Below are 4,721 nucleotides of genomic sequence, written 5' to 3' on the forward strand. Positions count from 1 at the left end.
ACGCTGGCCAAGCAACTGGTTCTGCAAAACATCAATCTTTCGGTACCGAAGGGATCGTTTGTCTCCCTCATCGGCCCTTCCGGTTGCGGCAAGAGCACCTTGCTCAAGATTCTGGCCGGGCTCGTCGATCCGACAAGCGGCAGCGTTTCGATCGCTGGGGTTTCGCCAGTCGAGGCGGCGCGCAAGCGCATGATCGGCCTCGTCTTCCAGGAGGCCAACCTGCTTCCCTGGAAGAATGCCGTCGACAACGCATCGATGCTGCTCGGCATTGCAGACAAGTCGCTCTCGCGTGCGGAGTTGCGGGCACGCGGCCAGGAGATGCTGGAACTGGTGGGGTTGGGGGACAGCGCCCACAAGCGACCCAATGAATTGTCCGGCGGCATGCGCCAGCGGGTCGCCATCGCGCGGGCGCTCGCGCTCGATCCGGCGGTGCTGCTGATGGATGAGCCGTTCGGCGCCCTCGACGCCATTACCCGCGACCAGATGGGCCAGTCGCTCCTGGAGATATGGCAGCGTACCGGCAAGACGATCGTGCTCGTCACCCACTCCATCGACGAGGCCATTCATCTGTCCCGCCATGTCCACGTGCTGGGCATCAAGCCGGGGCGGATCACCGAAAGCCTCGACATCGGGCTGGCCTATCCGCGCGATCTGTCGGTGACGGAAGATCCCGAGTTCGTCAGGCTGGTGGTTCAACTGCGCACCATGCTGCGCGCCAGCCATCAACCGGGAGGCGCGTCATGAGCGATCAACCCATCACCAATCTCTCGGAGTCGCGGGTTGCCTCAAGCTGGAGTCAGGCGACAGGCAGCTGGCTTCCAGCGGTCATCCTTCTGCTGGCGACGATCGTGGTGTGGGAAGCCGTGGTGCGAGTTTTCGCCATCTCAGCCTTCATCATTCCTGCTCCGACCGAGATCGCGCAATCGCTGGTCGCGCAATGGGCAACGCTGATGCAGGCGACGCTGGTGACGGCGGGCGAGATCCTGTTCGGCTTCCTTGTCTCCGTCGTGGTGGGCATCGCCATCGCGTTGGTCATCGTGCGCTTCGACTGGCTGGGGCGGGCGCTATACCCGCTGGTGGTGCTGTTTCAGAACGTGCCCAAGGTGGCGCTGGCGCCAATCTTCATCCTCTGGTTCGGTTACGGGCTCGCGCCCAAGATCGGTCTGATCCTGGTCATCGCCTTCTTCCCGGTGACGTTGTCGATGCTGGCGGGAATGCAGGCGGTCGACCGCTCGCTGCTGTCGCTGATGAATTCGGTCGGCGCGAGCCCGACGCAGATCCTGTTCAGGATACGCGTTCCGCATTCGCTGCCGAACCTGATGGCCGGGACCAAGATAGCCGCCACGCTGAGCGTCATCGGCGCCATCGTCGGCGAATTCGCCGGCGCCTCGGACGGGCTCGGTTACGTCATCCAGTTCGCCTCGACACAGCTCGACACCGCGCTGGTCTTCGCGGCGCTGCTGCTCGTGTCGGTGCTGGGCATCGCCTTCTACTACGCGGCCGAGATTCTCGAACGCATCGTGGTGCCGTGGGCGCCGAAATTCAGCCAGTCGTAGGTCCGCTCTCAAACCAATGAAAAAGGGAACAAAAATGCTCAGACGCTCACTCATCAAGGCAGCCGCGCTTGCGGCGTGTGTCGGGACACTCGGCTTCTCGGGCGCGGCCTTTGCGGCCGACAAGGTCAACGTCCAGCTCGACTGGGTGGTGCGCGGCAACCACGCCATGTTCTTCGTCGGCAAGGAAAAAGGCTTCTTCGCCAAGAACGACATCGACGTCGCCGAAATCCGCAAGGGCTCAGGCTCACCCGACGCCATGCGGCTGGTCGGCAATGAGAACGCGGATTTCGGCTTCGGCGATCTTCCCACGCTCGCCGTGGCCCGGTCGCAGAATGTCCCGGTGGTCGCGGTGGCCGCCGTCAACCAGCATTCGCCGCTGGCGATCATCTCGCTGGCCAAGACGATGAAGCTCACCCAGCCGGCCGATCTCAAGGGGCTCACCATCGGCATTCATCCGGCCGGCTCGACCTACATCTTCTTCCAGGGCTTCCTCGCGGCCAATGGCCTGACCGAGAAGGACATGACGCTGAACAGCGTCTCGCCGCCCTATGAGAGCTATCTTCTCCTCGGCCGGGTCCAGACTGTGGTCGGCTATGTCGACGCCGAGGTTCCCGAGCTGGAGGCCAAGGCCGGCGGTCCCGGCTCGCTCAGCATCATGATGGGCGCGGACCATGGCTGGAAGGCCTACGGCTCCGGTCTGTTCACCTCCGAGAAGATGATCAAGGACAAGCCGGATGTCGTTGCCCGCTTCGTCAAAGCCTACCGGGAAGCCTTCGACTATGTCGTCGCCCATCCGGAAGAGGCCGCCGAGATCACGGCCAAGGCGGCTCCAGGCTATGCGGACAAGAAGGATGTGCTGCTGGCGCAGATCAACGCCGACATCGCGTCGACCTTCACCAGCCCCGACACCAAGGAACACGGCCTCGGCTGGATGACGAAGACGCAGTGGGAGGAAACGCTGAAGACGCTCACCGATCAGGGCGTGCTCAAGGCGGCCCTGTCGGCGGACGACGTCTTCACCGACAAGTTCCTGGCGAAGGAATAGGGCGCGCCATGTCGCGGGCCGACGGATCGATGGGCGCCTACCGGCACGCGAGCCTGTCCTGCTCCATGCGGCAGGACACGGCGCGCTTCCCTTCGGCCGCGTCGGCACGGTCGAGCGTGATCTGTGACCGCGTGGCATATGCACGGCCCGACAGGCCGCACCACAGCCGTTCGATGGGCAGGTTCTCGCGCTTGTCATTGAGGATGGTGAACGTGCCCGTCTTCGGGTCGAACCAGAGCTCGACACGGGCGCTCTTGCCCGGCTCGACCGTCGTAATCCCGGCCGAATACCAGTGGGCGAAGTCGGCATTGCACGACAGTCGTTCATTGCCCGCATTCGAGATCGTCAACGGCACCATGTCGAGCCCATCGGTGCCGTTGCGGACGATGACATGGTGCAACTCGACCGCGCTGGCGAAGGATGTGAACGCCAGCATCGCCGGGAGGACATAACGAATCTTCACTTTGCCTGAGCTCCATGGGTAAATTTTTCTCAGGCAGTCTATCTCGCTTCTGCGCAATAACAACAAGAATATTGATTGGTGAATCAAACAGAGAGGGTAACATGTTAAAGCTTCTTAAGTGCAGTGTGAGTGCAATTATACTGAGCGGCGTCTTGCTCGGCGGGGCGCTTGCTGGCGAAGTCAAGTCGATCGCCATCCTGACGCCTGAAGAAGGCACCGATTACGGCTGGAACCAGCAGGGCATCGATGCCGCCAAGGCGGCGGGCAAGGCAGCCGGCGTCGAAGTGGTCGTGGCCCAGGGCCTCGGCTATGGCGACGTTCGTCCGACGCTGCGCGAACTCGCGTCAGACGGCGCCAGCCTGCTGATCGCGCATGCCAGCGGCTACAACACTTCTGCGCCTGAAATCGCCAAGGAGTTGAAGGTTCCGGTGGCGATCGTCGACACGCCGAATGGCTTGGAGAAAGGTCTCGTCGCCGACTACACGCTGAGCGGCCACCAGGGCGCTTATCTCGCCGGCCGTCTTGCCGCCAAGATGTCGCGCTCGAAGTCGGTCGGCATCGTCGTGTCCGGCGAACCGCCTTCGTGGAATTCGCAGTCGGCGGCGTTCGCGCAGGGCGTGAAGGCCGAGAACCCCGACGTCAAGATCACCTATGCGGTGATCGGCCCGGCCGCCTACAGCGACGCGGCGGGTGGCAAGCGCGTGACCGAAAGCGTGATCGCCTCCGGCGCCGACATCATCTTCGGCCAGGGCAACGGCTCCAGCTTCGGCATGTTGCAGGCGGTCGAGACGACCAAGGCCACGGACGGCGGGAAGGTCTATTTCATCGACGTCATCGGCGACAAGTCGCCCATCGACAAGGGCTTCCTGCTGTCGTCGGTGGTGTGGAACATCGAGCCGGTCTACGCCGCGATGATCGCCGATATCAAGGCGGACACGTTCGGCACCAAGCACTATTCGATCGGCCTCCAGGACGATTCGGTGAAGCTTTTGAAGACCGCCGCGATCCCGGACAAGGTATGGTCCGAAATCCAGGCGGTGCGCGACGACGTCATCTCCGGCAAGATCAAGGTCGATCCGGTCTATGACGCCGCCGCCGTCAGGGCGCTGATGACGAGCGTCGCCCAGTAAGGCGGCGACCTGTCGGCTTCCGGAGGGGCGATCGGTTCCCCTCCGGACATTTCCCGTTTTTCCAGTGCTGGACTTTCATGAGCAGTCTGTCTTCACCGCCTGCCGACAAGCGCGGCATCGTCGCGCTCGAAGGCGTGACCAAACGCTTTCCCGGCATCGTCGCCAATGACGGCATCGACCTGTCGATCCGTCCCGGCGAGGTGCATGTGCTGCTCGGCGAGAACGGCGCGGGAAAATCCACCTTGATCGGCATGCTGTCGGGACTGCAGCAGCCGGATGAGGGGCGCATCCTGGTCGACGGCAAGCCGACGCCGATCACTTCGCCGCGCCATGCGCTGGCGCTGGGCATCGGCACGGTGTTCCAGCACATGATGCTGGTGCCGACGCTGACGGTGGCGGAAAACCTGTTGCTCGGCGGGCCCTGGTGGCAGCGGCCCAGGACCGAGGAGCTGGAGGCGCGCGTCGCCGAGATTACCCGCAGCCTCGGCATCAGCGTCAAGCTGCACGCAAAGGTGTCGGAGCTTTCG

General features: G+C 63.4%; 6 protein-coding genes. 5 read left to right on the forward strand and 1 reads right to left on the reverse strand.

Annotated elements, in window-relative coordinates; genetic code table 11:
- The 3 genes from EOA27_RS22795 to EOA27_RS22805 all read left to right on the forward strand — a co-directional run.
- Positions 1-744 (forward strand): ABC transporter ATP-binding protein (locus tag EOA27_RS22795; protein WP_145970478.1); only part of this gene is annotated, 744 nt, incomplete at its 5' end.
- Positions 741-1,556 carry an ABC transporter permease gene (locus tag EOA27_RS22800; RefSeq protein WP_126081806.1) on the forward strand — a complete coding sequence of 272 codons (816 nt, stop codon included), beginning with the start codon at positions 741-743 and terminating at the stop codon, positions 1,554-1,556. The genes EOA27_RS22795 and EOA27_RS22800, both read left to right, overlap by 4 nt.
- Before the next feature lie 34 nt (positions 1,557-1,590).
- A complete protein-coding gene (locus tag EOA27_RS22805; RefSeq protein WP_126081807.1) occupies positions 1,591-2,601 on the forward strand; it encodes an ABC transporter substrate-binding protein in 1,011 nt (336 codons plus the stop codon).
- A gap of 37 nt (positions 2,602-2,638) precedes the next feature.
- Here EOA27_RS22805 and EOA27_RS22810 read toward each other — a convergent pair whose 3' ends face one another.
- Positions 2,639-3,064 carry a hypothetical protein gene (locus EOA27_RS22810; protein ID WP_126081808.1) on the reverse strand — a complete coding sequence of 142 codons (426 nt, stop codon included), beginning with the start codon at positions 3,062-3,064 and terminating at the stop codon, positions 2,639-2,641.
- Positions 3,065-3,165: 101 nt separating this feature from the next.
- Between EOA27_RS22810 and EOA27_RS22815 the strand changes: the two genes are divergently transcribed.
- Both EOA27_RS22815 and EOA27_RS22820 read left to right on the forward strand, forming a co-directional pair.
- A complete protein-coding gene (locus EOA27_RS22815; protein ID WP_126081809.1) occupies positions 3,166-4,194 on the forward strand; it encodes a BMP family protein in 1,029 nt (342 codons plus the stop codon).
- 77 nt (positions 4,195-4,271) lie between these two features.
- A partial coding sequence (locus tag EOA27_RS22820) for an ATP-binding cassette domain-containing protein (protein WP_127257242.1) occupies positions 4,272-4,721 on the forward strand: 450 nt, incomplete at its 3' end.

It is taken from the genome of Mesorhizobium sp. M2A.F.Ca.ET.037.01.1.1, from assembly GCF_003998075.1.
Taxonomy (GTDB): Bacteria; Pseudomonadota; Alphaproteobacteria; order Rhizobiales; family Rhizobiaceae; genus Mesorhizobium.